Source organism: Streptomyces sp. NRRL F-5650 (assembly GCF_000721365.1).
In the GTDB taxonomy this organism is placed as follows: Bacteria; Actinomycetota; Actinomycetes; order Streptomycetales; family Streptomycetaceae; genus Streptomyces; species Streptomyces ardesiacus.
Window position 1 is genome coordinate 91,240 of sequence record NZ_JOGV01000017.1, and the last position, 23,871, is coordinate 115,110.

Below are 23,871 nucleotides of genomic sequence, written 5' to 3' on the forward strand. Positions count from 1 at the left end.
CCCCGCGCCGGACGTTCAGTCGGGCCGCTCGATGAGCCCGTGCTCGGCCAGGTACTCCAGTTGCGCCCGCACCGACAGCTCCGCCGCCGGCCACAGGGAGCGGTCGACGTCCGCGTACACATGGGCGACGACCTCGCCCGGCGTGCGGTGGCCGTCCTCCACCGCCGTCTCGACCTGGGCGAGGCGGTGGGCCCGGTGGGCCAGGTAGTACTCCACGACGCCCTGGGCGTCCTCCAGGACCGGCCCGTGCCCCGGAAGCACCGTGTGCACCCCGTCGTCGGCCGTGAGCGACCTGAGCCTGCGCAGCGAGTCCAGGTAGTCGCCGAGACGGCCGTCGGGATGGGCCACCACCGTCGTACCGCGGCCCAGGACGGTGTCGCCCGTCAGGACCGCCCGGTCGGCCGGGAGATGGAAGCTCAGCGAGTCGGCCGTGTGCCCCGGGGTCGGTACGACCCGCAGCTCCAGGCCGCCCACCCCGATCACGTCCCCGGCGGCCAGCCCCTCGTCGCCCAGCCGCAGCGCCGGGTCCAGTGCGCGCACGTGGGTGCGTGTCAGCTCGGCGAAGCGCGCGGCGCCCTCGGCGTGATCGGGGTGACCGTGCGTCAGGAGGGTCAGCGCGACCCGCTTGCCCGCCCGCTCGGCCGTGTCCACGACGCGCCGCAGGTGGCCGTCGTCCAGCGGGCCGGGATCGACGACGACGGCCAGGTCGGAGTCGGGCTCGGCGAGGATCCAGGTGTTGGTGCCGTCCAGGGTCATCGCCGACGCGTTGGGCGCCAGGACGTTCACCGCGCGCGCGGTGGCCGGTCCCGACAGGACACCGCCGCGCGGCTGTCCGGGCAGTGCTGCTGCGTCGGTCATGCGGAGGCTCCCCCGGTCGGGTCGGAAGGCGTCGCCGGTGCCGGTGTCGGTGCCGCACCCGGGACGTGCTTGGTGAACTCGTCGTGCCCCGGCCAGGACAGCACCACCTCGTCCCCGGCCAGCCGCGCGCGGGCCAGTACGGGCGTCAGGTCGCGGCCGGGAGCCGACGCCAGCGCCTCGGCCGCCGTACCGCACCGCGCGAGGCCGCGCAGGGTGGCGACGGTCGGCGGCATCATCAGCAGCTCGCCCCGGTCGTACCCGGCGGTGGCGTCCGCCGGCGTGATCCACACCGTGCGGTCGGCCTCCGTGGAGGCGTTGCGGGTGCGCTGGCCCTCGGGGAGCGCGGCCACGAAGAACCACGTGTCGTAGCGCCGGGACTCGAACTCCGGGGTGATCCAGCGCGCCCAGGCGCCCAGCAGGTCGGAGCGCAGGACGAGGCCCCTGCGGTCCAGGAACTCCGCGAAGGACAGCTCGCGGTCGACCAGCGCGGCCCGGTCCGCCTCCCAGTCGGCGCCGGTCGTGTCGCCCACCACCGAGTCGCCGGTCGGCCCGGCGAGCAGGACACCGGCCTCCTCGTACGTCTCCCGCACCGCCGCGCAGACGATCGCCTGGGCACCCGTCTCGTCGACGCCCAGCCGGTTCGCCCACCACGCGCGCGTGGGGCCCGCCCAGCCGATGGCGCGGTCGTCGTCGCGCGGGTCGACCCCGCCGCCCGGGTAGGCGTACGCGCCGCCCGCGAACGCCATGGAGGTGCGGCGGCGCAGCATGTGCACACAGGGGCCCGCGCCGGTGTCCTTCAGGAGCATGACGGTGGCCGCGCGCTTGGGGACGACCGGGGTGAGGGTGCCGGCCGCCAGCGCGCGGATGCGGTCCGGCCACTCCGGTGGGTACCACTGACCATTCGCCATGGCCGGAGGCTATCCGGTGACGGGCGGATGTTCGAGTGGCCCCCGGGGCCCGGTGTGCGTCAGTCCGGCAGGCCGGTCAGCCACTCGGTGAGCAGCCGGTTCGTCTCCTCGGGGCGTTCCTGCTGGAGCCAGTGGCCGCAGCCGTCGAGGAGGTGGGACGCGCTCAGGCCGGGCAGGGTGACCGGGTACGCCTCGATCGCGTCGGACAGCCACGTCGTGGACGCATCCCGGCCGCCGCCGAGGAACAGGGACGGCTGCGTGATCGGGGCGCCCGCGTGGGCGGCCAGGTCGGCCCAGTCGCGGTCCATGTTGCGGTAGCGGTTGAGGGCGCCGGTCAGGCCGGTGCGCTCGAACTCCCCGGCGTAGACGTCCAGGTCCTCCTCGGAGAGCCAGGAGGGCAGCCGCCCCGCGGACGGGAACCGGTCGCGCATCCGGCCGCCGGGGGTGACGAAGTGCGGGTCGGGCTCCCCGGGACCGGGCATGGTGTCGGCGGACAGGGCGGCGTAGAGACCGGCGAGCCAGCCGCGTACGTCGGGCTCGATCTCCGCTTCCGCGCGGCCGGGCTCCTGGAAGTAGGAGACGTAGAACTCCTGCCCCGCGAAGGGCCCGGCCGGGTCGCTCATGCGGGCGAAGGTCTCGGTGGGCCGCGGACCGCCCGGCGGGGTGTACGGCACGCTCAGCAGGCCCACCGCGCGGAAGACGTCCGGCCGCAGCAGCGCGGAGTACGCGGCGATGTTCGCGCCCCAGTCGTGACCGACGACCACGGCGGAGCGTTCCCCGAGGGCCTCGACCACGGCGACGTTGTCCGCCACCAGGTCGAGCATCCGGTACGCCTCGACGGCGTCGGGCCGCGAGGAACGCCCGTAGCCGCGCACGTCGACGGCGACCGCGCGGAACCCGGCGGCGGCCAGCGCCGGGAGCTGGTGGCGCCAGGAGTACCAGGACTCGGGGAAGCCGTGCACGAGCAGCACCAGCGGCCCGCTGCCCTGTTCCACGAGGTGAACGCGGCCGGCGGGCGAGGCCACCAGCCTGTGCACGGGTCGGTCGGTCCGGTCGGTCCGGTCGGTCCGCCGGTCGGTCACGGGTGGCTGCGGCATGGCTCCTCCTGGCGCATACGGTCCATACGGTCGGTACGGCCCCGCGGCGGGCCGGGAGCGGCAGGGGCCGGCTTCCGTGCCGTACGGGGCACCGGCACCGATCCTGCGGCGCCCGGGCCACCGGGGCGAGGTTTGTTGCCGGCCCGGCAACGCTCCGGACTCGGCCGCAGGTCCACGCCGCCGGCCCACCCGGACCGGCATCCCGTCGCCGCCCGCTACGGCTGGACCAGCTCCACCTGCATCTCGATCTCCACCGGCGCGTCCAGCGGGAGGACCGCCACGCCGACGGCGCTGCGGGCGTGCACGCCCTTGTCGCCGAGGACCTCGCCGAGCAGCTCGCTGGCGCCGTTGACCACACCGGGCTGGCCGGTGAAGTCGGTGGCCGACGCGACGAAGCCGACGACCTTGACGACACGCGCGACGCGGTCCAGGTCACCGGCGACGGACTTCACGGCGGCCAGGGCGTTCAGCGCGCAGGTGCGGGCCAGCTCCTTGGCCTCGTCCGGGGTGACCTCGGCGCCCACCTTGCCGGTGACCGGCAGCTTGCCGTCCAGCATCGGGAGCTGGCCGGAGGTGTGGACGTACGGTCCGGACTGCACCGCCGGCTGGTAGGCGGCCAGCGGCGGGACGACCTCGGGCAGCGTCAGGCCCAGCTCGGCGAGCTTCGCCTCCACGGCGCTCACGCCTGCTTCTCCCGCTTCAGGTAGGCCACGAGCTGCTCGGGGTTGTTCGGCCCGGGCACGACCTGGACGAGCTCCCAGCCGTCCTCGCCCCAGGTGTCCAGAATCTGCTTCGTGGCATGGACGAGCAGCGGCACGGTTGCGTATTCCCACTTGGTCATGCGGCCGACTCTAGCCGCTGTCCGGGGCGCCTCTGCGACCGCTGCCCGGGCCCCCGCGCGGGCCGGTCGGGGCGACGTTGTCCACAGCCTCCGGAGTACTCCGTGCGCGGACTGGTTACGCTCGAATACGTGAGCAGGCTCCAGGTCGTCAGCGGCAAGGGCGGTACCGGCAAGACCACGGTGGCCGCGGCCCTCGCGCTGGCCCTGGCCACCGAGGGGAAGCGCGCGCTTCTCGTCGAGGTCGAGGGCCGCCAGGGCATCGCGCAGCTCTTCGAAACGGAGGCGCTGCCTTATGAGGAGCGGAAGATCGCCGTCGCTCCCGGGGGCGGGGAGGTGTACGCCCTCGCCATCGACGCCGAACTGGCCCTTCTGGACTATCTCCAGATGTTCTACAAGCTGGGCAGTGCCGGGCGGGCCCTGAAGAAGCTCGGCGCGATCGACTTCGCGACGACCGTCGCCCCGGGGGTCAGGGACGTCCTGCTGACCGGCAAGGCGTGCGAGGCGGTCCGGCGCAAGGACAGGCGGGGACGGTTCGTCTACGACTACGTCGTCATGGACGCCCCGCCCACCGGCCGCATCACGCGCTTCCTCAACGTCAACGACGAGGTGGCCGGGCTCGCCAAGGTCGGCCCGATACACAATCAGGCGCAGGCCGTGATGCGGGTGCTGAAGTCGCGCGAGACCGCCGTGCACCTGGTGACGCTGCTGGAGGAGATGCCGGTCCAGGAGACCGTGGACGGCATCGCCGAGCTGCGCACGGCACGGCTCCCGGTGGGCCGGGTCGTCGTCAACATGGTCCGCCCCCAGGTCCTGGACGCCACCGACCTGGAGCTCGTCCGGGACACACCGCGCACGGCGCTGGCCAAGTCGCTCTCCGGGGCCGGGCTCGGCGGGGCGCGGCGCGGCGGCCACGCCGAGCGGCTCGTGGACCCGCTGCTCGCACAGGCCGGGGAGTACGCCGAGCGGTACGCGCTGGAGCAGGAGCAGCGGGCGGTCCTCGGCGGGCTGGGCCTGCCGACGCACGAACTGCCGCTGCTCGCGGAGGGCATGGACCTGGCGGGCCTGTACGAACTGGCCACCGAACTGCGGAAGCAGGGGATCGCATGAGTCCGGAGGACCCGGCCCGTCAGCGGGAGGGCGCGCGGCGCCTGAAGGCCGCGCGCGCTCTCGACGTCGACCGCCTGCTGGCGGACCCGCAGACCCGCATCGTCGTGTGCTGCGGGTCCGGCGGGGTCGGCAAGACGACCACGGCGGCGGCCCTGGGCCTGCGCGCGGCCGAGCGGGGCCGCAAGGTGGTCGTCCTCACCATCGACCCGGCCCGGCGGCTCGCGCAGTCCATGGGCATCGACTCGCTCGACAACACCCCGCGCCGGGTGAAGGGCGTGGACGACGCGGCGGGCGGCGAGCTGCACGCCATGATGCTGGACATGAAGCGGACCTTCGACGAGATCGTCGAGTCCCACGCGGACCCCGACCGGGCCGCGGCGATCCTGGGCAACCCCTTCTACCAGTCGCTCTCGGCGGGCTTCGCGGGCACGCAGGAGTACATGGCGATGGAGAAGCTGGGGCAGTTGCGGGCGAAGGACGAGTGGGACCTCATCGTCGTCGACACCCCGCCCTCCCGCTCGGCGCTGGACTTCCTCGACGCGCCCAAGCGCCTGGGGTCCTTCCTGGACGGCAAGCTGATCCGCGTCCTGCTGGCTCCGGCGAAGGTGGGCGGCCGGGCCGGGATGAAGTTCCTGAACGTCGGCATGTCGATGATGACCGGCGTCCTGGGCAAGGTGCTGGGCGGGCAGTTCCTCAAGGACGTGCAGACCTTCGTGGCCGCGATGGACTCGATGTTCGGCGGGTTCCGCACCCGCGCGGACGCCACGTACAAGCTGCTCCAGGCGCCCGGGACGGCGTTCCTGGTGGTCGCGGCGCCGGAGCGGGACGCGCTGCGGGAGGCCGCGTACTTCGTGCAGCGGCTGGCCGCCGAGGACATGCCGCTCGCCGGTCTGGTACTCAACCGCGTCCACGGCAGCGGCGCCGACCGGCTGTCGGCCGAGCGGGCACTGGCCGCTGCGGAAAATCTTGAAGAGCCCCGCATTGTGGATCAGGACGGCGGGAAAGCTGGAGTTCGTACCACCCCCGCCAACTCTCCCGACCCACACGGCAGTTCGCAGTCGGCCGAGTCCGCCCCCGGTGACTCGGACCGCGACGGCACCTCTCCCGGGGCTCCCGACCCGGCGGCCGTCGGCCCGACCGCACCCGACGCGGGAGCTTCCGGCACGGCGGTGTCCGACGCGGACGGGCGGTCCGTCGACGCGCTCGCCGCCGGACTGCTGCGGCTGCACGCGGAACGCATGCACCTGCTCGCCCGCGAGCAGCGCACGCGCGACCGCTTCACCGCGCGTCACCCCGACGTGGCGGTCACCGAGGTGGCCGCGCTCCCCGGCGACGTGCACGACCTCGCGGGGCTGCGGGACATCGGGGCACGCCTGGCGACCGGCCGGCCCGAGCTGCCCGAGCCGGGCGCCTGATCCGTGCCGCCCACAGGGCCCTGTCCGGCCGGGCAGGACCTGGTCCGGACCTCGTGAGCCCCGCCGGGGCTCAGACCACGGCCGCGTAGTCCTCGTACACCTCGTCGTCCTCGAGGGACACGATGCCGGCCCCTCGTTCGTACTCCGTCCGCGCCGTCTCCAGGAGCCGGCGCCAGGAGGTCACGGTGGGCCGCCTGCGCAGCAGTGCGCGACGCTCCCGTTCCGTCATGCCTCCCCACACGCCGAACTCGACGCGGTTGTCGAGCGCGTCGGCCAGGCACTCGGTCCGCACCGGACATCCGGTGCACACCGCCTTGGCCCTGTTCTGCGCTGCTCCCTGAACGAACAGTTCGTCCGGATCAGTAGTGCGGCAGGCGGCCTGCGCACTCCAGTCGGTTACCCAGCCCATACCGGCGCCGTCCTCTCCCGAATCGAGGCTCCCCCACGGCGGCAGCGGCATATTCACCGCCGCCAGTTGAGGACGTTACGGAAGGTGGGCACAGCGCAACACCCCCTTCGGGCCCAATCTTGAATGGCCCGAACGGACTATGAGTACGCGGCAGATCACCCGGGGGAGTGAGCTGGCGACATGTGCGACGATCCCGACATTCGGATCATCTCTGTTGGGTCACAACGGACACCGATTGACACACGAGGCGGATTCGGACACGCACCCCACGCGCCGTGGCACACGCCGGCACACATCAACGCGCCCCCCAGCGGGGCCCCTCGAGAAAAATCGAGCGGGTCCGGAACGATTCGGGGTCGCCGGACGTATTGATACGTGGCCGCACTGCTGTGACAGTTGAGTGCAGCTTAGGCCAAGGCATATACGCGTGTCCGGCGAATGAGAACGTAGGCTGCCTCCATGCCAAAGAAGCGCTCGGGCGGTGGTCTGTCGCCAACGCAGCAGGCCGCCAAGTTCCTCGGTGTCAGTGTGCTCGCGGGAGCAGTGCTGGCCGGCATCGCGTTGCCCGCCGTGGGCGCGCTGGGGCTGGCCGCGAAGGGTTCGGTGGAGAGCTTCGACGCCCTCCCGACCAGCCTGAAGACTCCCCCGCTGAGCCAGCGCACCACCATCCTCGACGCCGAGGGCGGCACGATCGCCACGGTCTACTCGCGCGACCGGACGGTGGTCGACCTCAAGGACATCTCGCCCTACATGCAGAAGGCGATCGTCGCCATCGAGGACTCGCGGTTCTACGAGCACGGCGCGATCGACCTCAAGGGCGTCCTGCGCGCCGTCAACAAGAACGCGCGCAGCGGCGAGGTCTCCGAGGGCGCCTCCACGCTGACGCAGCAGTACGTCAAGAACGTCTTCGTGGAGGAGGCGGGCGACGACCCGACGAAGGTCGCCCAGGCCACCCAGCAGACCATCGGCCGCAAGATCCAGGAGCTCAAGCTCGCGATCCAGGTCGAGGAGGAGCTGGGCAAGAAGAAGATCCTCGAGAACTACCTGAACATCACCTTCTTCGGCCAGCAGGCCTACGGCGTCGAGGCCGCCTCCCAGCGGTACTTCTCCAAGCACGCCAAGGACCTCAACGTCCAGGAGGCCGCCCTCCTGGCCGGCATCGTCCAGTCCCCCAGCCGGTACGACCCGGTCAACGACGAGGCCGAGGCCACCAAGCGGCGCAACGTCGTCCTGAACCGCATGGCCCAGGTCGGCGACATCTCCCCGGCCGAGGCGGAGAAGGCGAAGAAGGCACCGCTCGGGCTGAAGGTCAGCAAGCCCAAGAACGGCTGCATCACGGCCGTGAAGAACGCGAGCTTCTTCTGCGACTACGTGCGCGAGGTGTTCCTGAGCGACGAGGTCTTCGGCAAGACCCGCAAGGACCGCGCCAAGGTCTGGAACCAGGGCGGCCTGACCATCCGCACGACGCTCGACCCGCAGGCGCAGGCGTCGGTGCAGCAGTCGCTCAAGGACCACGTGAACCAGTCGGACTCGGTGGCCGCCGCGAGCACGCTGGTCGAGCCGGGCACCGGCAAGGTCCTCGCCATGGGCCAGTCGAAGCCGTACGGCTACGGCAAGAACGAAACCGAGATCAACTACTCCGTGGACCACGGGCTGGGCGGCTCCAACTACGGCTTCCCGACCGGTTCCACGTTCAAGCCCTTCGTCGCGGCGGCGGCGCTGGAGGAGGGACGCCCGCCCACGCAGGAGTACTCGTCGCCGTACGAGATGCCCTACCCCGAGCCGGTGCAGACGTGCAGCGGGAAGCCGTGGCTCAACACGGCGGGTGAGAAGGTCCCCAACGAGAGCGAGTCGGAGGTCGGCCCGTACCGGCTGAAGGAGGCGATGGCCCTCTCGGTCAACACCTACTTCGTGCAGATGGTGGCGGACATCGGCCTGTGCCCGGTCATGAAGATGACGGACGCCCTGCACGTCGTCCAGGGCAGCGGCGAGAAGCTGCCGGAGGTCCCCGCGGTCTCCCTGGGCTCCAAGGGTGTGGCCCCGCTGACGATGGCGAGCGCGTACGCGGCCTTCGCCTCCCGGGGCATGTACTGCACGCCGGTCGCGATCGAGTCGATCACCCAGAAGATCGGCAACGAGCAGAAGCCGCTCGACGTGCCGAAGTCGACGTGCTCGCGCGCGATGAGCGAGAAGACCGCCGACACGGTCAGCACCCTGCTGCAGGGCGTGGTCGACTCCGGCACGGGCAAGGCGGCCGGTCTCACCGACCGTGACAACGCCGGCAAGACGGGTACGACCGACGAGCGCAAGAACGCCTGGTTCGTCGGCTACACGCCGAACCTGTCGGGCGCCGTCTGGGTGGGCAGCGCCTCGCAGCAGGTGCAGATGAAGGACATCACCATCGGCGGGCAGTACCACGACCTGGTCTTCGGTGGCGCGGTCCCGGGTCCCATCTGGAAGGACGCCATGACCGGCGCCCTGTCGGGCAAGGACTCCCCCTCGTTCAACCTCGTCGACATCCCGGACGAGAAGAAGGACAAGGACAAGGACAAGAACAAGGACAAGGGCCGCGACAAGAAGAAGCCCGACGACGGGAGCAACGGCGACGACGCCGGCTTCATCGGCGGCCTGCCCGACGGCGGCACCGGCAACGGCGGGCCGGGCGGCTTCCCCGGCGGCAACCTGATCCAGGGCCCCGGCAACGGGCCGGGCGGACGCCACTGACCCTCCCCGGCAGCACACGGCCAGGACGAAACGGTCCCTTTCCCGGAACGGGGGAGGGACCGTTTTCTTCCGGACCAAATGACCTCCAAACCCATTCGACGTGATTACGCCAGCCCGGCGGAAAGCGATTCCGTTCGCCCGGTGCCGTGACATAGTCGCGTCTGGCCCCGCCACCGGGTGCCTTTCATCGCGGTCGCTCATGGAGGGGAAATGAGACTTCGTTCACGGATCGGGGCGATGCTCGGCGCACTGCTCAGCGCGCTCGCCCTGGTCCTCGTGCTCCCCGGCCCGGCACAGGCGAGAGCCCAGGCCTGCGCCGGCTTCGGCTGCGACGGCCACGACCCCAACATCCAGACGTGGCAGTCCGGTCCGGTCAGCCCGTACGGGCCCTACGACCTCGGCAGCTCCTTCATGTACGAGCTGCGGTGGGGCAAGACCGACGGCGACCAGTACAGCTGGGCCCGGCTGCACTACATCAGCGGCTCCAACGAGCAGAACTGGAGCGTTTACGTCCAGCGTTGCACCAAGGACCAGTCCGAGTGCTACTGGCGGCTCGGCCTGAAGAAGGGCGGCGCCTCGGGCTGGACCGCCAAGATTCCGGGCGGGACGAACTACTACTGGACGCGCACTCCGATGTACTACAACCCCTCGACCCACATGATGCGCGCCTGCGTCGAGGACCCGTCGGGCGACGCCCGCTGCACCCCCTGGTACTGAGCCGGCCCGCGGTCGCCGTCACAACGGCGACCGCCGCCACGGGCGGAATGATGGAATTCCATCGTTCCGCCCTTTTGTCGCCCAACCCTTCATTTGCTCGTCTTCCCCGTCCGGCAGAGATCATTTAAAATGGTGCGCGCACAACAGCCGCACATCACATCGGGGTTCTTTTGACCGTCAGACCGGAAGATTGTGCCGACCTTTCCGCCCTCGGCGGCGACGACCGAATGATTCTGAACCTCTTGTACGCGGGTTTCAGTGACGCCTCGATCGCCCGGCGGCTCGGCGTGGGGCACCGCACGGTGCAGCGCAGGGTACAGCGGCTCATGGAGCAGTTGCGGGCCAAGGGGCGGGTGGCCCTGGGGGCCCGGGCCCAGGAGCTGGGCCTGCTCCCGCCCCGCGCGTCCGCCGTACGGACCGAGAGGGTGCCCGCCGCGGCGGACACCCTCTCGCAGGCCGTGCCGAACCGGCCGGTCCGTCAGCGGTAGCGCTCGGCCCGGCGGCGACGGGAGGCTTCCGACACGTCGGGCACCGCACCCGCCCCCGCGCCCGGCGCCTCGTTCCACGAGCGGATCTTCGCGGCGACACGCCCCAGCCGCACGTCGCCCGGCGGCACGTCGAGGTAGAACAGCCCCTCGTACGGGCGGCGGTCGTCGCCGCCCCACCGGACGACACCCTCGGTGTCGGCGAGGATGTCCCGGACGGTCAGCACCTGGGCACCGGTGAAACCGTCCCGCACACCCGGCGGATAGGAACCCGGCCTGATGACGACGGCGGTGCCGGAGGCGAGGTTCGACTCGGGCCGCGCGCCGTCGCGCACCGCCGACGGCGGCGTCCACCCCGCCAGCGCCCCGGGACCCGTGCCCGCGCCCAGGGCGTCCACCTCGTAGTGGAAGCGGCGGATCACGTGCACCAGCACGGTTTCCGTGTCGCCCATGCGCAGCGGGACGGTCAGCCCCGTGCCCGGCACGGCGCAGGTGACGACGGCACCGTCGGCGTCGGCGGCGTTCTGCATCTCCCACCCGTTGACGGACGGGCGGCCGGTGCGCAGCCGGCGGTGACGCGCTCTCGCGCGGCGCAGCGCCTCCTTCAACGCGTCATTCCTGACCGGCTGCGGCGCGGCGGCGGCCGGGGAGGCGAGGAGGCCGGTGGTGGTGAGGCTCGCGGCGGCGGTGACACCGGCGGCGGCGAGCAGAGTGGTACGGCGGGGAATGCCGGGGTTGTTCAACGGCTCATCCTTTCTTCTGTGCCGGCGTGCGCTGCCGGTGGTGCAGGAACGCGGAGACCGCGGCACCGAGGAGCGCGAGCACCAGCACGACGGTGAGGGTGGGACTGACGTATCCGGGGACGACGACGGAGTAGTCACGGCCGTCCGCCACCTCGCAGACGAGCCGCAGCGGGACGAAGTCCCCCCTGCGGCCCACCAGGACCGCCCCGTCGGGCTTCTGCCGCTCGCACTCCTGCGCCTGCTCCTGGTCCCCGAGGAACAACAGGTCCAGCAGGGCCCACAGGTAGACGGCGAGGCCCGCCGCGACCGCGGCCAGGGACACGTCGCGCCACACCCGGGCCGGAGTGCGGTGCGGGCGGGCCCGCCCCGTGAACCGAGAGCACAGGTACGCCAGGAGGGCGACGAGGGCCGGTGCCGCCACGAGGAGGACGGTGAAGAGCACGGTGGTGTCGTGCCCCTGCCAGGGGTCGGCTGCCGTGATCACGTGCGTCAGACCCCGCGGATGGCGAGGTTGTACTTCTCGAAGATCGCGTAGAGCGGCATGCGTTCCTTGGCGTGGGCCTCCGCCTCCGTGCCGAAGCCCTGGTACCGGCGCAGCACCTCGTAGATCTCGGTCTCGTCGTAGTCGAGCGCGGGGCGGCGGATCGGGGTCTCGGCGTGGTCGCCCGCCTTTCCGTCGGCACCCCAGATGTGCATGTGCGGCACGGTGCTCAGGTTGAACACGTTGTCCTGGTTGACCTTCTGCCACATGGCCCAGCGGTCGTCGTCGGAGGTCGCGTCGAGGAGGGTGCCCTCCAGGAGGCCCGCGCGGATGGAGTTGTTGCGCGCCAGGATGCAGGTGCGGCCGGAGATCTTGGCGATGCCGGTGCTGCTGTCGACCAGCCGGTTGACCACGGGGAAGTCCTTGGCCCAGTCGGGGATGATCCCGGTGTGGTACAGGTTCACACCGGCGTCCTCGGTCAGGTCCTTGATGCTGTAGTGGCAGAACTCCCAGAACGCCGAGGTCTGGATGAGCGCCTTGCGCATCCGGTACCTGCGGGCTCCCGACGTGATCGCCGCGTCGTGGCTGATGATCGTTTCGAGGCACTCCCGCAGGGTGTAGATGCGCTCGCCGCCGGGCTTGCCGATGCTCGCCATGTACGCCTCGATCTCCTGCAGCAGGGCGGGCAGCAGATCGATGTCGAAGCCGATGTCGAGCTTCTCGGAGGGCGTGGGGTAGAAGTCGCCCTGCCCGGTGTCGCGGCCCGAGGCGATGTTGTTGTCGATCTCGATCTGGCCGTCGCCCGAGCCGACGGTCTTGGTGACGATCTGGTCGAAGGACCAGTTCTCCGGCATCGGGTAACCGAGGTTGCCGGAGAACCCGGACGACATGTCCGAGACGAAACTGGCGTCCGCGTAGCCCGCCGCGGATATCCGGGAGCAGGCGTTGCGCGGCCCGTAGACCCCGATCTTGTAGGGACTGCCCAGCCGGTTCATCTCGTCCCTGACACTGCGGAAGTACGGCAGGATGTACGACGTCACCTCGTCGTCCACCGCGTCGTAGTCGACGGCGAAGTAGATGCGCGCGCCGGGCTTGAACCCGTGCTCCTCCGCCTTGTACGACGCCGTCATGCAGTCGGTGACGCCCTGCTCGACGCTGTAGTAGTCGACCGAGCGCGCCCACGTCTGGTAGATGGGGAAGCAGCGCAGCCCGTACTCCTTGATGGTCGCCAGCTCACCCGGCTGGATCTCCTTCTCCGGGAGCGACGTGGTGGACGGGTTGTAGAGGTACCGCCCGACGTACTTGTAGCCGGCGGCCTTCAGCGCCTGGGCCCGGGCGGGCGTGATCTTCGTGACGCCGTCGCACGCCTCGCCCGCCCGGCTCTGGTCGCCGTAGGAGACGAGCAGGGCGGCCCAGGTCCCGAAGTCGCCCTGGCCGGTCACGGCGAGCTTCATGAACGACTGGAAGGTACTGACGCTCGCGGCCAGCGAGGACGTGTACGAGCTCGTGAAGGACACCGGCCGCTTGTTGAGGATCATCGCCCCGGTGAAGAGCTGCACCCACACCCCGGAGGAGCCGGTGGACACCGTGTGGCTCTTCAGGCCGCTCTGGGTCCCGGGGCCGAAGACCCCGTTCGCCACGCCGTCGGCCATGCCCAGCTCGTACTGGATGGCGAAGAGCATCGACTTGGCGACGTCCCGGGAGTGGTGCCCGTCGCAGGGGATGATGTAGAAGTCCTTGCGGAGCACGTAACGGCCGTTGAGCCACTGCTGGATGGACCTGATGGTCTCCGACCCGTCGTTGACGGTGACGTACGCGTCCATGTTCATCAGCCCCTTGACCACCTTCGGCCACAGGGAACTGCCGGGGTAGGTGCCGCCGACGCCCATGTTCGCGTTCAGCTTCGCCACGGCCGCCTTGACGCGGTCGTTGTAGGTCCCGTCGATGTCGCCGCCGTCGTAGCCCTTGCAGTAGAGCGCCGACTGGATGATCCGGCAGAAGTTCGCCGACGGGATCGTGGTCTCGTCGAGTTTGCCGTACTTCTCGGCGAGCGTGGCGAGCGTGGTCGGGCCGAAGTTGTCCGACAGCGCGGAGATACCCATCTCGTACTGCAGTGCCCGGGTCAGGGCATACATCACGGTCCAGCCGGTACGACCGTTCTCCTCCAGTTTGGAAATTCCGAGGGTGGCGCCGTTCCCGTATGTGGTGTTGATGAATCTCTGGGCGCGGAGCACCATCTCGTCGGCCATTGGGTCCCTTCCTGCCGCCGGAATTCGAGGGCGGGGTGGAAGAGGCCGGCGCACACCGCGTCGGCATGGCCGCGGCATTCATGGGGTTGGGCATGCCCTGATTCCCCCCGGAGAACGACATTTCCCACCCCAGCAGCCCGTGGGCTGCGCTTGACCAGTAGGAACCTAGATCATCCGGGCGGCTGCGAGAAGGACTCGGGCGGAGCGGGAACACGAAGGCCGGATTTCGCCGTGAACAGAACGGCGCAAAAGCGCCGGGGGAAGGGAAGTGCGCGCAAGGGGGCGCTTTCGCGCCCGCAAGGGGGTGCTTTCGCGCTTTTCATGCGGGGCGGGAGACGGGCGTTCACAAGAGGGGAGGAACGCGGTGTTCGCCCGTGCGGGCGGCGGGGGTACGGGTGGGGCGGGAGCCGGTCCCCCGGGGGAGCGGAAACCCCCGTCCCGTCGGGGAGGGGCGGGTGCCGGTCCCCGGACGGGACGGGGCACCGTTCGTTCCGGCCCCGGCCCCGGCCCCGGCCACAGCCCCGGCCACGGGGTGTCCGCTGTCGGCCGTCGCGGCCATCGGGGGCCCACCGTGCCGGCCGTCCGGCCACCGGGGCCCGCTGACGGCTGCCGCGGGTGTCGGTTCGTCACTCGCCTTTCGGCCGCCGGTGCCAAACCGAGTCGGCCGCCGGCCGCCGGGGGCCGGTGACGGCCGTCGCGTCGCGGCCGTCGGATGCCCGCCGTCAACCGACCCGGCCGCCGGGGACCCACCGAGTCGGCCATCCGGCCACCAGGGGCCCGCCGTATCGGCCGTCCGGCCGACGGGGGCCGCTGGCGGCTGCCGCGGGCGTCGGTTCGTCGCTCGCCCCTCTCGGCCGTCGGGCGTGGGGCGTCGGGCGTGGGGCGTCGGCCGTCGGGCGTGGGCCGTCGGGCGTGGGGCGTCGGCCGTCGGGCGTGGGGCGTCGGCCGTCGGGCGTCGGGCGTCGGCCGTCGGGCGTCGGGCGTCGGGCGTCGGGCGTGGAGCGTCGGGCGTGGGCGATTCCTCAGCCGGCCAGGAGCTTCTTGACCGCGGCGGCGACCCGGCCGCCCTCGGCGTGCCCGGCCACCTTCGGGTTCACGATCTTCATCACGGCGCCCATGGCCCGCGGCCCCTCGGCGCCGGCCGCCTTCGCCTCCTCGACGGCCTGCGCGACGATCGCGTTCAGCTCGTCGTCGGAGAGCTGCTTGGGCAGGTAGGCGGCCAGCACCTCGCCCTCCGCCTTCTCCCGCTCGGCCTGCTCGGGGCGACCGCCCTGGGCGAAGGCCTCGGCGGCCTCACGGCGCTTCTTCGCCTCGCGGGTGATCACCTTCTGCACCTCGTCGTCGGAGAGCTCCCGCTTCTCCTTCCCCGCGACCTCCTCCTTGGTGATCGCGGCGAGCGTCAGCCGGAGCGTCGAGGAGCGCAGCTCGTCACGCTCCTTGATCGCGGAGTTGAGGTCGTCGTGCAGCTTCGACTTGAGCGTGGTCATGGACCTGATTGTCGCAGGTGCGCGAGGACCGGCGCCCGCTGATTTACGCGCCCCAGGCGCACTCGCCCCCGGAGGGCCTCGCGCCGCCGCCCGCCGGCCGCTTCTGACACGATGGACATATGCGCGCGCGATACGGAGTACCCCTGGGAATCACGGCGGTTGGTGCCGCCGGCCTGATCTACGCGACGGGGATCGAGCCCCGCTCCTTCCGCCTCCGGCGGGTGACGGTCCCCGTCCTCCCCTCCGGGATGCGCCCCCTGCGGGTGCTCCAGGTCTCCGACATCCACATGGTCGGCGGTCAGCGCAAGAAGCAGCGCTGGCTGCGCTCGCTGGCCGGCCTGCGCCCCGACTTCGTACTCAACACCGGCGACAACCTGTCCGACCCGGAGGGCGTCCCCGAGGTCCTGGACGCGCTGGGCCCGCTGATGGAGTTCCCGGGCGCCTACGTCTTCGGCTCCAACGACTACTACGGCCCCCGGCCCCGCAACCCCGCCCGGTACCTGCTCGAGAAGGTCCAGGGCCGCCACGGCCTGAACGGCAACCCTCCGGTCGTCGGCGCCGTCCACAACCCGTGGGAAGACCTGCGCGACGGTTTCGACGCCGCGGGCTGGCAGAACCTCACGAACACCCGCGGCACGCTCAAGATCGAGGGTGTGTCGGTCGAGCTGACGGGACTGGACGACCCGCACATCAAGCGGGACCGGTACGCGGAGGTGTCCGGCGGTCCGTCCGGCACGGCCGACTTCTCGATGGGTGTGGTGCACGCCCCGTACCTGCGCGTCCTGGACGCGTACGCGGCGGACGGCTACCCCCTGATCGTGGCCGGCCACACCCACGGCGGCCAGTTGTGCATCCCCTTCTACGGCGCCCTGGTCACCAACTGCGACCTCGACACGGACCGCGTGAAGGGCCTGTCCACGCACACCTCCGGCGGCCACACCTCCTACCTCCACGTCTCGGCCGGCTGCGGCGCCAACCGCTACACCCCGTTCCGCTTCGCCTGCCCCCCGGAGGCGACGCTGCTGACGCTGGTGGGGCGGGACGACTGACGGGCCCTCTGGGGGATTCGGGATTCCGGTGCGCTTTGGTCAGCCCTGGTGGTCAGCTCCAGTGGTCTCTGGTGGTCAACTCCGGTGGCCAGCTCCGGTGGTCAACTCCGGTGGTCGGCTCCGGTGGCCGGGGCTGAGCCGCCCCGGCGGGCCTGGGCAGGGGGCCACGGGTAACCCACACGGCCCACCCACATAGCCCCCTATGCCCGGTTTGCCTACGTTGAGGCCATGACCGCGCCGATACCCAGGGACATCCCGGACCTCCCCCCGATCCCGGGCCACGTCGTCCTGCAGCCCACCGTCGTACCGGCCCGCGCCGTGCTGATCCCGACCCGCCGTCGCCTGGTCGCCGTCTTCCGCGGCGCGACCGCGCTGCTGGCCCTGACCGGCGTGGTGATCGAGCTGCTCGTCGGCAACGGCCCGCCCCCGGCGGCCCTGAGCCACTTCACGGTCCAGAGCGGCATCCTGCTGGCCCTGGTCATGCTCGCCTCCGCCCGGTGCGCCTGGTCCGCCCACCACCCCTTGCCGAGCGGCCTCACTGGAGCGGCCCTCTTCTACGTCGTCGCGGCCGGCCTGGTCCAGCACCTGCTCCCCGAAAGCGCCTCGACGCTGTTCGCGGTGCCGGACGCCGCCGGGCCGACCTGGCAGACCGCCGCGACCCACATCCTCCACACCGCGGTGCCGGTGGCCGCGGCCCTGGACTGGCTCCTCTTCACCGCCCCCGGCCGCCTGCACCTGCGCCAGGCCCCCGCGTGGCTCCTGTACCCCTTGGCCTACCTCGTCTTCTCCCTGGCCCGGGGCGCACTGCTCCTCCCCGGCTCCGAGGACCGCTACCTCTATCCCTTCCTCGACGTCGACCAGCACGGTTACAAGATCGTCCTCGGCAACGCCCTTCTCGTCGGCCTCGCCCTGTACGCCCTGGCCGTCCTCCTGGTCGCCCTGGACCACACCCGCCCGGGTCCGGGCCGGAGCCCCCGCTAACCGGATTTCGTCTCCGGCCACCGGTGGGCTAAAGTAAACGACGTCGCCGCGACGAGCAGCGACGATCGGGGTGTGGCGCAGCTTGGTAGCGCGCTTCGTTCGGGACGAAGAGGTCGTGGGTTCAAATCCCGCCACCCCGACAGTGAAGTACCAGGTCAGGGGCCTGATCCGCGAGAGTGGGTCAGGCCCCTGCTTGGTTTCACCGCTTCTTTGGGAGAGGTCTGAGAGGTGATCTCCGTCGGCCCCTCCCTCAGCGCACCGACCGCGATGCCGGTGATGGTCAGAACGATGCCTCCGGTGGGGGATCGGCCGGCATTGGCGGGTGTGTAGTCGCTGCGCGGGAGCTCTCAACCCGTTTGCCATCGTCCTCGAGTCAAGTCGAAGATCACCCGTAATAGTCGCAGACTTCGGTTGAAGAGTCAGGGGCGCGTGAGCAGTCCAAGTAGCCTGTCCACCTGAGTTGTGCGTCGGGTTGGGTGCCGGCGCCTCTCGCCCAGGTAGCCACCTGGCTGCCGTTCGAGAAGGTCAGTCCGCCCTGTGAGACTTCTGGTTCGCGCTCCAGCAGCGTCACCAGTGTTTGCAGGAAGTCCGTGCGGTTCTTCCTCTTCTTCCACTCGGCGATGACCTTGTCCGGGTTGACCGAGTTGAAGCCGGCACCGCTGAAGCCCCCGCGGTCCATGGCAACTTCCATTGCGTCGAAGTCCCCTTTGCAGGCGGCGTCGTGCACCACCTTGACGGACACCTCCTGCCTCCCTGCACCGTCGCCCGTGTCGAAAGTGAAGTTCGCCCTCCCGCACTCGATCCCCGCTTGTGCGGTCGGTTTGCCCGAATCACCGGCGTCGTCCTTCCCGGCGTTGCCGCCCGGGTCGAACCATGCGACGGCCGCGAAGGACAGGGTGGCCAAGGCTGCGAACACGCCGAGCCATCTCTTCCGTTTCCTCCGGCGCCGTGCTGCCTCCGCCTCCGCACGCGACTCGCTCTCGTCAGATATCGGCTCGGGCGGCCTCGGAGCCCTGTTACGAGCGACGCAGATGTGAGCACCGTGGTCGCGATTGAGCTGCTGGGGCCGGGGTCGTCCCTTCTGCAGCAGCGCCTGGTCGACGTGGTCGAAGATGTCGGCCATGGAGAGCAGTTCCGGCTGTTCCCGGTTCCCCTTGTCGAGCAGGGCGATAAGTTCGCCGGTGAAGGCCGGGTAGTCCTCTCCAGGGGGAGCCAGGGCCTGCTTGGTTGCGTGCGAGGCGGCGAGGACGGACGTGCCTTGGACACCGGCGAGACGCACGGCAGCGGCGTCGTCCGCCGAGAGAGCGCCGCGCAGCGCGGTCCCGCTGAAGCAGCAGTCAAGAATGACGACCTTGCGTCTGACCCGTCTGGCGCTCAGCAGGATCTCGCGCAGGTCTTCGTATTTCACGGCCGTGTAGGACTTGTCCTTGGTTGTCTCCGGCACGGCGAGATGGAGGTCGCTGCTGAGCGGATAGAGCAATCCGTGACCCGCGTAGTAGACGACCAGCGTGTCCGTGGCCTCGGCGGCGGCCTTGTCCACGGCGGCCAGCATGGTGTCACGCGTCGGCTGCGAAACGACGACGCAGTTCTCCTCGGAAAGCCCCCATAGGCCCCGGACGCGGGCGACCTGCCGGCTCATCCGGCCGCGAGCAGGCGCTCCCCGACGAGATGGTCCCGGCCACCGGGCGTGGAGCCTACGGGCGGCGTCGTCCCGTGCGGTGGGTGAGCAGGAGGGCCGTCACCGTCAGGGCCTGGATGCCGAGGATCATGGCCTGCACCTCCGGCTCCTCGACGGCGAGCAGGATCATCGTCGCGTTGACCGCGAAGTGCACCGCGATCGAGGCGACGATGCCGGCGCGCTCGTAGGCCGCGGTGACCAGCATGGCCATCGGGATGTTGCTGGCGACGAACAGGATGCCGCTCGGGGTGGCGAGGCCCAGGTCGTGCTGGACCGTGCCGTCGATGAAGAAGAGCGGGAGGTGCCACACGGCCCACGTGACGCCCAGGACCAGGCAGACCTGGAGGGTGCCCAGCTTTTCGCGCAGCCTCGGGTAGGCGGTGCCCCGCCAGCCCGGCTCCTCGGACAGCGGGCCGCTGACCAGCATGCCGACGAGGAAGGCCGCGGGCCCGCCGAAGTCCTCGACGGCGTCCTTCGCCACGTCCAGGCTCAGTTCGGGACCGCCCGCACGGCTCGCCAGCAGGGCGGCGACCAGTACGGTCGCCGAGCCCAGCACCAGCAGCAGTACGGCCTTGAGCAGGAGTGCCGCCCGGAAGGGGACCACGTGCTCCGGGACCGGCTCACCCCGTCGGCGGCGACGCAGGCGGATGACGAGGGCGCCTGCCAAGGGGCCGAAGGCGCCCAGCACGTAGGGGGCGTTGGCGGCCTCGTTGGTCTCCGTGCCGCCCAGTGCGATCGCCACGCCCCAGCAGAGCCAGCTCACGGCGAAGGCGATGACCATGAAGAGGGGGAGGTCGCCGCGGTAGTGGCGGCCCTCGGCCGGTGCCGAGGTGGGAACGGATGCGCCGAGTGGGGTGCCGTGCGACGCCGTGCGTGAAGTGGGCATGCCAAACCTTCGGTTGTCCGTGGTGATGGGTGTGGTGGGGCTTGGGTGATCGGGGGGGGTGTGTGGTGTGTGGTGCGTGGTGCGTGCGGGGCCGACTTCGGTTCGTCGGCGCGTCAGGGGCGGGTCGTGCGCCGCTCGTCCGCGGGGGCGGCCGAGGGCTCGCACAGGCGGGCACCGAGCCAGGCCGCGACGAGGGCGAGCAGCTCCGGGTCGACCGGCTCGCGCAGGAGGCGGCGGTAGGAGCGGAGCGTGGGCCGGTCCGGGTCGCGGCGCAGTACGTGGGTCAGGTCGGGAACGCGGTGGACCTCGGTGGCGCCGCCGGGCACCAGGCGCCGGATCTCCTCCAGGTCGGCGGGAGGGACCTGGACGTCCTTGTCGCCGGTGACGGCGAGCACGGGGACCGTGACGGGGACCGCGGCCAGGTCGTCACGGGTGTCGTGGACGAGCATCTCGCGCATCCAGCGGGCGTTGACCTTGAGACCGGCGATGCGCGCCACGTCGGTGCTGGTGCGCTTGACGCGGGCCAGGACGCGCTCGCCCAGAGCGCCCAGCGGGCGGCGCAGGAGGCGGACCGGGGCGGGCAGGCCGCCGAAGACCGACGCCGCCTGCCAGCGGAAGGCAGCCTCGCCCCCGCGGGCGAACCCGGCCAGCAGTACGGCCGCCGCCACCTCCTGCCGGGCGGCGAGGGTCATCGCGTGCAGGGCGCCTTCGCTGTGGCCGACGACGCCGACGGCGTCGGGGCGCACGTCCGGGTGTGCGGCCAGGCGGCGCAGGGCGGCGCTGGCGTCGCGGCGGTTGTCGGTGAAGCCGGTCTCCTCCCAGGCGCCGGGCGTGGCACCCGCGCCGCGCCGGTCGTAGCGCAGCGCGGCGACGCCCGCCCCGGCCAGGGCGTCGGCCAGCGGGCGCCCGAGGTTCAGCGGCAGCCTCGGCGTGTTGCCCTCGCGGTCCAGGGGACCCGAACCGTGCAGCAGGAGGACGGCGGGGTGCGGTCCGGGGCCAGCGGGCAGGCTCAAGGTGCCGGCCAGCGGGGTCCCGTCGTCCGCGGTGACCGTCAGGTCGGTTTCGGGCAAGGCTCCGCCTCTCTCGATCGCTCTCAACTACGCTTGATCGCTCTCAACTACGAGAACGTTATCAGATGTGAGAACATTAGCCCCATGGCTACCTCGAACCTCCTCCTCCACCCGGTCCGCATGCGCATCCTGCAAACCCTGGTCGGAGCCGGTGAACTGACCACCGCTCAGCTACGCGAACGGCTCCCCGACGTCTCGCCCGCGTCCATGTACCGCCACATGGCCACGCTCACCGAGGCCGGAGTCCTGGAGGTGAGCCAGGAGAAGCGCGTACGCGGCACCGTCGAGCGCAGTTACCGGGTCCGCCAGGACGAGGCCCTCGTCGACGAGGACGCCCGCGCCGCCATGACCAAGGACGACCACCGGCAGGCCTTCACCGTCTTCACCGGCGCCCTCATGGCCGACTTCGACCGCTACCTCTCCCGCGACGACACCGAGCCCGTCCGCGAAGGCGTCCTCTACCGGCAGGGCGCGGTCTGGCTGACGGACGAGGAGTTCACCGAACTCGTCGCGGAACTGGAGGACGTGGTCGCCCGTCGCACCGGGCGCAGACCGGACGACGGACGCGTCCGCCACCTCATCAGTCTTGTCGTCATGCCGGACAAGGAGGGCGGCACGGCGTAAGAGAGGCGTCAGGAAGTGGAACGGGGGTGACGGTGTCCGGGCTGGCAGGGCCTAAGGTGTCCCGGGTTGCCGGAAGGACTGGCCTGGGCAGACAGGGAGGCGGCCGTGGGTGCTGCGCGTACGAGCAGGACACCGTTGCCGGGGATCGGGGTGCGGTACGACCTGGTCACCCGGGAGCGGCGGCGGCTGTCGGTGGTGGCGGAGCGGGACGGGGTGCGGACGCTGAGCGCGTACCGCAAGAACGGTTCCGACGACGACCCCGCGCTGTCCGTCCGACTGGACGCTCAGGAAGCGGCCCTGGTCGTCGACGCGCTCAGGCCCGCGCACCACAGTCCGAGTCTGCTGTCGACGACCGAGCTGGGGCTGGTCGCCGAGCGGGTCGGGCTGTCGGCGACGTCGCACTGGAACGGACGCCTGCTGGGCGACACCCGCATCCGTACCGAGACCGGCGTCTCCGTCGTCGCCGTGCTGCGGCGGACCGAGGCGCTGCCGTCGCCGGGGCCGGACTTCCGGCTGGCCGGGGGTGACACGCTGATCGTGATCGGTACGCGGGAGGGCGTGGACACGGCTTCGGAGATCCTCGGGCGGGAGTGAGGCGCCCGGACCCCACCGGCCCCACCCGCCTTCATTCGTCCTCGCCGGCCCCCACTCGTCCCCGCCGGCCCCCACTCATTCGTCCTCGCCGGCCCCCACTCGTCCTCGCCGGCCCCCGCACTCGCCCCACCGGCCCCCACGGGCCGGCCGGCATGCCCCTGGTACCCGGCCTCCCGTCCCCCGGCGGTCGCGACTACGCGTTGGCGTGCGTCGACTCCGGGGTCGTGGGCTCGGGTGCCGTCGCGTTCCGCGTGTCCGCCGTCTTGCCGCGGCCGCGGGTGAGGCGGCGGGCGAGAGGCTCGGTGAAGCGGGCCGTGAGCGGGCCGAGGACGACGAGGATGAGGACGTACGCCGTCGCCAGCGGACCGAGACGGGGTTCGACGCCCACCGCGAGCCCGGCGATAACGATCGAGAACTCCCCCCGCGCCACCAGCGTGCCGCCCGCCCGCCAGCGGCCACCGCCTCGCAGACCGGCGCGGTGCGCGGCGTACCAGCCGGTGGCGACCTTGGCGAGCGCGGTGACGGCGGCGAGGATCAGGGCCGGGACGAGGACCGGCGGGATGTCGGCCGGGTTGGTGGACAGGCCGAAGAAGACGAAGAAGACGGCGGCGAACAGGTCCCGCAGCGGGGTGAGCAGGCTGCTGGCACCCTCGGCGACCTCGCCGGACAGGGCGATGCCCACGAGGAAGGCGCCGACCGCGGCGGAGACCTGGAGTTCCTGGGCGAGCCCCGCCACGACGAGGGTGAGGCCGAGGACCACCAGCAGCAGGGTTTCCGCGCTGTCGGAGGAGACCGCGCGGCTGATCAGCCGGCCGTGGCGCAGGGCGAGGTAGAGGACGGCGCCGACGGTGCCCAGGGAGATCAGCAGCGTGACCGCGCCGCCGGCCAGGCTGACGCCGGCGAGCAGGGCCGTCAGGATCGGCAGGTAGACGGCCATGGCGAGGTCCTCGATGACGAGGACGCCGAGGACGACCGGGGTCTCGCGGTTGCCGAGCCGGCCCAGGTCGCCGAGGACCTTGGCGATCACCCCGGAGGAGGAGATCCAGGTGACGCCCGCGAGCGCGACGGCGGCCACCGGGCCCCAGCCGAGGATCAGTGCCGCCACGGCGCCGGGTACGGCGTTCAGTATGAAGTCGACCGCGCCGGACGGGTATTGGGTCTTGAGGTTGGTGACCAGTTCGGAGGCGCTGTACTCCAGGCCGAGCAGGAGCAGCAGCAGGATGACGCCGATCTCCGCGCCCGTGGCGGTGAACTCCTCGCTGGCCTGCAGGGGCAGGATGCCGCCCTGGCCGAAGGCGAGCCCGGCCAGCAGGTAGAGGGGGATGGGCGAGAAGCCCACGCGGCCGGCGAGGCGGCCGAGGAGTCCGAGAGCGAGGATGATCGCTCCCAGTTCGATGAGCACGGCGGTGGTGTTGTGCACGGGCGGATGTCCCTCCGGGGCGGGTCGGTGGCGGGGGGCGTGCGGGGG

At 71.4% G+C, this 23,871-nt stretch carries 23 protein-coding genes and 1 tRNA gene; 10 read left to right on the forward strand and 14 right to left on the reverse strand.

Annotated elements, in window-relative coordinates:
- Positions 1-15: 15 nt before the first annotated feature.
- The 5 genes from IG88_RS0118125 to IG88_RS42635 form a co-directional block, all read right to left on the reverse strand.
- Positions 16-858, reverse strand: a complete 843-nt coding sequence (locus IG88_RS0118125) for an MBL fold metallo-hydrolase (RefSeq protein WP_031041863.1) — start codon at positions 856-858, stop codon at positions 16-18.
- Complete coding sequence (locus tag IG88_RS0118130) at positions 855-1,766, reverse strand: NUDIX hydrolase (RefSeq protein ID WP_031041865.1); 912 nt, start codon at positions 1,764-1,766, stop codon at positions 855-857. Before IG88_RS0118130 ends, IG88_RS0118125 begins: the two co-directional genes overlap by 4 nt.
- A gap of 59 nt (positions 1,767-1,825) precedes the next feature.
- Entirely contained in the window at positions 1,826-2,863 is a 1,038-nt protein-coding gene (locus tag IG88_RS0118135; RefSeq protein ID WP_031041868.1) for an alpha/beta fold hydrolase, read from the reverse strand.
- Between the two features lie 215 nt (positions 2,864-3,078).
- Positions 3,079-3,546, reverse strand: coding sequence for a RidA family protein (locus IG88_RS0118140; RefSeq protein WP_031041870.1), 468 nt, complete (start codon positions 3,544-3,546; stop codon positions 3,079-3,081).
- Positions 3,543-3,704: a DUF4177 domain-containing protein gene (locus IG88_RS42635; protein ID WP_003975360.1), complete on the reverse strand. Its 162-nt coding sequence runs from the start codon at positions 3,702-3,704 to the stop codon at positions 3,543-3,545. Before IG88_RS42635 ends, IG88_RS0118140 begins: the two co-directional genes overlap by 4 nt.
- Positions 3,705-3,833: 129 nt before the next feature.
- Here IG88_RS42635 and IG88_RS0118150 point away from each other — a divergent pair, with 129 nt between their 5' ends.
- Both IG88_RS0118150 and IG88_RS0118155 read left to right on the forward strand, forming a co-directional pair.
- Positions 3,834-4,811 carry an ArsA-related P-loop ATPase gene (locus IG88_RS0118150; RefSeq protein WP_031041872.1) on the forward strand — a complete coding sequence of 326 codons (978 nt, stop codon included), beginning with the start codon at positions 3,834-3,836 and terminating at the stop codon, positions 4,809-4,811.
- The gene (locus IG88_RS0118155; RefSeq protein WP_031041875.1) at positions 4,808-6,226 is read left to right on the forward strand and encodes an ArsA family ATPase; all 1,419 of its coding nucleotides are present in this window, start codon (positions 4,808-4,810) and stop codon (positions 6,224-6,226) included. Before IG88_RS0118150 ends, IG88_RS0118155 begins: the two co-directional genes overlap by 4 nt.
- Positions 6,227-6,296: 70 nt before the next feature.
- On the opposite strand, the gene wblA is transcribed toward IG88_RS0118155, so the two are convergent.
- Positions 6,297-6,635, reverse strand: coding sequence for a transcriptional regulator WblA (gene wblA, locus IG88_RS0118160; protein ID WP_031041878.1), 339 nt, complete (start codon positions 6,633-6,635; stop codon positions 6,297-6,299).
- A 459-nt stretch (positions 6,636-7,094) separates the two neighbouring features.
- Between wblA and IG88_RS0118165 the strand changes: the two genes are divergently transcribed.
- From IG88_RS0118165 to IG88_RS41385, 3 genes are all read left to right on the forward strand, one after another.
- Positions 7,095-9,359 (forward strand): transglycosylase domain-containing protein, encoded by a 2,265-nt coding sequence (locus IG88_RS0118165; protein WP_031041881.1) that lies wholly within the window; start codon positions 7,095-7,097, stop codon positions 9,357-9,359.
- A gap of 210 nt (positions 9,360-9,569) precedes the next feature.
- On the forward strand, positions 9,570-10,076 hold the full coding sequence (locus IG88_RS0118170) for a hypothetical protein (protein ID WP_031041884.1): 507 nt from the start codon (positions 9,570-9,572) through the stop codon (positions 10,074-10,076).
- 227 nt (positions 10,077-10,303) lie between these two features.
- Complete coding sequence (locus tag IG88_RS41385; protein ID WP_199807464.1) at positions 10,304-10,564, forward strand: LuxR C-terminal-related transcriptional regulator; 261 nt, start codon at positions 10,304-10,306, stop codon at positions 10,562-10,564.
- On the opposite strand, the gene IG88_RS0118180 is transcribed toward IG88_RS41385, so the two are convergent.
- From IG88_RS0118180 to IG88_RS0118200, 4 genes are all read right to left on the reverse strand, one after another.
- The gene (locus IG88_RS0118180; RefSeq protein ID WP_031041892.1) at positions 10,555-11,304 is read right to left on the reverse strand and encodes a hypothetical protein; all 750 of its coding nucleotides are present in this window, start codon (positions 11,302-11,304) and stop codon (positions 10,555-10,557) included. The two genes, IG88_RS41385 and IG88_RS0118180, sit on opposite strands and share 10 nt — an antisense overlap.
- A 4-nt stretch (positions 11,305-11,308) precedes the next feature.
- Entirely contained in the window at positions 11,309-11,788 is a 480-nt protein-coding gene (locus IG88_RS0118185) for a hypothetical protein (protein ID WP_031041896.1), read from the reverse strand.
- A 5-nt stretch (positions 11,789-11,793) separates the two neighbouring features.
- Positions 11,794-14,034 (reverse strand): glycoside hydrolase domain-containing protein, encoded by a 2,241-nt coding sequence (locus tag IG88_RS0118190; RefSeq protein WP_031041898.1) that lies wholly within the window; start codon positions 14,032-14,034, stop codon positions 11,794-11,796.
- 1,022 nt (positions 14,035-15,056) lie between these two features.
- Positions 15,057-15,521, reverse strand: coding sequence for a GatB/YqeY domain-containing protein (locus IG88_RS0118200; RefSeq protein WP_031041901.1), 465 nt, complete (start codon positions 15,519-15,521; stop codon positions 15,057-15,059).
- A gap of 119 nt (positions 15,522-15,640) precedes the next feature.
- Here IG88_RS0118200 and IG88_RS0118205 point away from each other — a divergent pair, with 119 nt between their 5' ends.
- The 3 genes from IG88_RS0118205 (at position 15,641) to IG88_RS0118215 (ending at position 17,691) form a co-directional block, all read left to right on the forward strand.
- On the forward strand, positions 15,641-16,570 hold the full coding sequence (locus tag IG88_RS0118205) for a metallophosphoesterase (RefSeq protein WP_031041902.1): 930 nt from the start codon (positions 15,641-15,643) through the stop codon (positions 16,568-16,570).
- 228 nt (positions 16,571-16,798) lie between these two features.
- Positions 16,799-17,551, forward strand: a complete 753-nt coding sequence (locus tag IG88_RS44960) for a Pr6Pr family membrane protein (RefSeq protein WP_031041905.1) — start codon at positions 16,799-16,801, stop codon at positions 17,549-17,551.
- Positions 17,552-17,617: 66 nt separating this feature from the next.
- Positions 17,618-17,691, forward strand: a tRNA-Pro gene (locus tag IG88_RS0118215).
- A gap of 245 nt (positions 17,692-17,936) precedes the next feature.
- Here IG88_RS0118215 and IG88_RS40255 read toward each other — a convergent pair.
- The 3 genes from IG88_RS40255 to IG88_RS0118230 form a co-directional block, all read right to left on the reverse strand.
- The gene (locus IG88_RS40255) at positions 17,937-19,190 is read right to left on the reverse strand and encodes a caspase family protein (protein WP_051851948.1); all 1,254 of its coding nucleotides are present in this window, start codon (positions 19,188-19,190) and stop codon (positions 17,937-17,939) included.
- 55 nt (positions 19,191-19,245) lie between these two features.
- On the reverse strand, positions 19,246-20,115 hold the full coding sequence (locus IG88_RS0118225) for a CPBP family intramembrane glutamic endopeptidase (RefSeq protein WP_234332187.1): 870 nt from the start codon (positions 20,113-20,115) through the stop codon (positions 19,246-19,248).
- Positions 20,116-20,228: 113 nt separating this feature from the next.
- Complete coding sequence (locus IG88_RS0118230; protein WP_031041913.1) at positions 20,229-21,185, reverse strand: alpha/beta hydrolase family protein; 957 nt, start codon at positions 21,183-21,185, stop codon at positions 20,229-20,231.
- An 84-nt stretch (positions 21,186-21,269) separates the two neighbouring features.
- Between IG88_RS0118230 and IG88_RS0118235 the strand changes: the two genes are divergently transcribed.
- Both IG88_RS0118235 and IG88_RS0118240 read left to right on the forward strand, forming a co-directional pair.
- Positions 21,270-21,809, forward strand: a complete 540-nt coding sequence (locus IG88_RS0118235) for a helix-turn-helix domain-containing protein (RefSeq protein ID WP_031041915.1) — start codon at positions 21,270-21,272, stop codon at positions 21,807-21,809.
- A gap of 105 nt (positions 21,810-21,914) precedes the next feature.
- The gene (locus tag IG88_RS0118240) at positions 21,915-22,403 is read left to right on the forward strand and encodes a cation:proton antiporter regulatory subunit (protein ID WP_031041918.1); all 489 of its coding nucleotides are present in this window, start codon (positions 21,915-21,917) and stop codon (positions 22,401-22,403) included.
- Between the two features lie 193 nt (positions 22,404-22,596).
- Here the strand turns inward: IG88_RS0118240 and IG88_RS0118245 are convergent, their stop codons facing one another.
- The gene (locus IG88_RS0118245; RefSeq protein WP_031041921.1) at positions 22,597-23,823 is read right to left on the reverse strand and encodes a cation:proton antiporter; all 1,227 of its coding nucleotides are present in this window, start codon (positions 23,821-23,823) and stop codon (positions 22,597-22,599) included.
- Positions 23,824-23,871 lie beyond the last annotated feature (48 nt).

Bases quoted from the DNA above. Each gene is read 5' to 3' on its own strand.
- IG88_RS0118235 (WP_031041915.1), top strand. From the start codon at position 21,270: ATGGCTACCTCGAACCTCCTCCTCCACCCGGTCCGCATGCGCATCCTG.
- IG88_RS0118205 (WP_031041902.1), top strand. From the start codon at position 15,641: ATGCGCGCGCGATACGGAGTACCCCTGGGAATCACGGCGGTTGGTGCC.
- IG88_RS0118155 (WP_031041875.1), top strand. From the start codon at position 4,808: ATGAGTCCGGAGGACCCGGCCCGTCAGCGGGAGGGCGCGCGGCGCCTG.
- IG88_RS0118200 (WP_031041901.1), bottom strand. From the start codon at position 15,521: ATGACCACGCTCAAGTCGAAGCTGCACGACGACCTCAACTCCGCGATC.
- IG88_RS44960 (WP_031041905.1), top strand. From the start codon at position 16,799: ATGACCGCGCCGATACCCAGGGACATCCCGGACCTCCCCCCGATCCCG.
- IG88_RS40255 (WP_051851948.1), bottom strand. From the start codon at position 19,190: ATGAGCCGGCAGGTCGCCCGCGTCCGGGGCCTATGGGGGCTTTCCGAG.
- IG88_RS0118170 (WP_031041884.1), top strand. From the start codon at position 9,570: ATGAGACTTCGTTCACGGATCGGGGCGATGCTCGGCGCACTGCTCAGC.
- IG88_RS42635 (WP_003975360.1), bottom strand. From the start codon at position 3,704: ATGACCAAGTGGGAATACGCAACCGTGCCGCTGCTCGTCCATGCCACG.
- IG88_RS0118165 (WP_031041881.1), top strand. From the start codon at position 7,095: ATGCCAAAGAAGCGCTCGGGCGGTGGTCTGTCGCCAACGCAGCAGGCC.
- IG88_RS0118190 (WP_031041898.1), bottom strand. From the start codon at position 14,034: ATGGCCGACGAGATGGTGCTCCGCGCCCAGAGATTCATCAACACCACA.
- wblA (WP_031041878.1), bottom strand. From the start codon at position 6,635: ATGGGCTGGGTAACCGACTGGAGTGCGCAGGCCGCCTGCCGCACTACT.
- IG88_RS0118225 (WP_234332187.1), bottom strand. From the start codon at position 20,115: ATGCCCACTTCACGCACGGCGTCGCACGGCACCCCACTCGGCGCATCC.
- IG88_RS0118125 (WP_031041863.1), bottom strand. From the start codon at position 858: ATGACCGACGCAGCAGCACTGCCCGGACAGCCGCGCGGCGGTGTCCTG.
- IG88_RS0118135 (WP_031041868.1), bottom strand. From the start codon at position 2,863: ATGCCGCAGCCACCCGTGACCGACCGGCGGACCGACCGGACCGACCGG.
- IG88_RS0118130 (WP_031041865.1), bottom strand. From the start codon at position 1,766: ATGGCGAATGGTCAGTGGTACCCACCGGAGTGGCCGGACCGCATCCGC.
- IG88_RS41385 (WP_199807464.1), top strand. From the start codon at position 10,304: ATGATTCTGAACCTCTTGTACGCGGGTTTCAGTGACGCCTCGATCGCC.